We start from the raw sequence: 1477 nt of genomic DNA, 5'->3' as shown, positions 1-1477 counted from the left end.
TTAATTATTATTAGTATAGCTAAAAAAGCCTATGAATACGTTACTTTTAGAGAACCTGGCACAGGAGTGCTAGAGATTTAAAAAGTAGCGATAGAGGGCATTTGCGAATTTTCGGAGATGTCTATTGTACTCTTGTGCTTCAGATATCTCGTATTCAGGGCGATCAGCAAATAAACCAGGCTCATCCCCATAGACAAACTTCTCAATAACCAGGAGAGAACCCCCATTAATATGTAAATGTTGTTCTTTGGGACGGCGTAAGGCATCGTAAAATGTGTGAAAATAGCGACTTTCAGGTTCAGGTGTCACAGAACCATCTGGCATCACCTGTTGATTGTAATCCCAAGCATAGAACGGTTGTCCGGTTGCATCCATTAACATCCAGCGATCGCCCCCATCCATACTCTGTTGAAAGAGTAAATTTCCGGCGATATCATAACAGGGAACAAAGTCTGTTTCTGCGCTTGGACGGTTGATATATTCCATGACTCGATTCCCTCGTGCATCTTGAATCCAGAGGGGTTTTCCTTCAATATCCAACTTGGTAAAAGTTACATATTTTTCATTAATATCAATACCGTCTCGTTGCCATTTATTATGAGCGATCGCCACAACTTCTCGCCCCAAACTATCTAAATAAGTCACGGCTGGGGTATTAGCATGAATAGCCGCTAATTGGGCTGCCCGTTGTTCTTCGGTTGTACCATTAATATAACGTTCATACCAACTATTTCCTGCTTCTAAAACGGTATCGTTGGCATCCCAAGCTGCCATAAACCAGGGAGAAAATGCGACTCGGTTGTAGGTTCCATCGGGCATTTCCGTGCGAATTTGTCTTCCAACTGCATCGTAATAAAGAATAGGTGTTACACCTACTTCTGTTGGTTCTTCAAAACGATGACCACTCAAACTAAAATAGGGTTCATACTGTTTAACAGGCTTACCTTTATTGTTAAGAATTGTCTTTCCGGTTGCTATCCAACGCAACAAACCATCGGGTGTTTCGGGTTCGGCTTGAATTTTCTTAACTAATACAGTCCCCATCCCGTCTGAATATTCAAACGCAACTTGTAGCGGGGTATTTTCGTTTTGATTCTGATTTGTTTCCTGTTTCTCCGGCGATGAACTGGGGCGACTCAGCATTTGCCGTCTCCTAATGAGGAACTTTGCAATTAATGTCTTTTAGTTTAGTCACACTCGATAAGGATTAACCAGTCACTTCTTTGAATGAAATTCATTGAGGTGACTAGAAAAAAGTGTGTTTTTACCTTATCCAAAAAAGTTTGAAAGTAACAGAATTGTTTAGATTTTCTTAATTTTTCTGCGACCCCCATATTAAGTATTAATCCTTCAATAGACATCTCCGAAAATTCGCAAATGCCCTCTATCGCTACTTTTTAAATCTCTAGCACTCCTGTGCCAGGTTCTCTAAAAGTAACGTATTCATAGGCTTTTTTAGCTATACTAATAATAATTA

1 protein-coding gene is annotated in these 1477 nt (G+C 40.1%); it reads right to left on the bottom strand.

Going from position 1 to position 1477, the window contains the following annotated elements; all coding sequences use genetic code 11:
- Nucleotides 1-69: 69 nt before the first annotated feature.
- A complete protein-coding gene (locus IQ236_RS27495; protein WP_193872408.1) occupies nt 70-1143 on the bottom strand; it encodes a hypothetical protein in 1074 nt (357 codons plus the stop codon).
- Between the last annotated feature and the right edge of the window lie 334 nt (nt 1144-1477).

It is taken from the genome of Planktothrix mougeotii LEGE 06226 (assembly GCF_015207485.1).
Classification (GTDB): Bacteria; Cyanobacteriota; Cyanobacteriia; order Cyanobacteriales; family Microcoleaceae; genus Planktothrix.
This window is presented reverse-complemented; position numbering and strand designations above follow the sequence as displayed.